This is a genomic window from Salinisphaera sp. Q1T1-3 (assembly GCF_003602005.1).
In the GTDB taxonomy this organism is placed as follows: domain Bacteria; phylum Pseudomonadota; class Gammaproteobacteria; order Nevskiales; family Salinisphaeraceae; genus Salinisphaera.
Map to the genome: position 1 here is coordinate 1 of NZ_QZWD01000046.1, position 435 is coordinate 435.

Sequence of the window (435 nt, forward strand, 5' to 3'; positions counted from 1 at the left end):
CATGTATACCTTATCCACCGGCAACACCCGCACCCCGTTAGAGGATGCGTTAGATTCTCCATTTTCTTTGTTGAAGCTTGTTTCGCAAAGTGCCGGAGGGAGAAGCTATCAATCCCGTCCTATGGCACGTCCAGATTTGCCACTAGGGATGTTAGGTTTTGCCGTGTGTGAAATGTTTGAAATGAAAAACACCCGTGCGATTCCGATAGAGGACTTTATGTATAGCAAGGATAATTACCCCGCTATCGGCTCAGTTTTCAGATTAACGGAAAGTGATCTTGTCGCAAAACTTGAAAGGCTTGTTAATTACATTCCGGGGATCTTTGATATTCGTGATACTGCCGGACAGCATCAGCTCTATTTATCTGAAGAAACGGAAGCGATGACATTCATTATTGAACATTATGAAAATCCAAGTAAGGAAGTCGCTGCATG

Annotated in this window: 1 protein-coding gene; it reads left to right on the plus strand. The window is 43.7% G+C overall.

Annotated elements, in window-relative coordinates; genetic code table 11:
* On the plus strand, positions 1–435 hold a 435-nt coding region (locus tag D3260_RS17105; RefSeq protein ID WP_120099813.1), incomplete at both ends, for a DUF4007 family protein.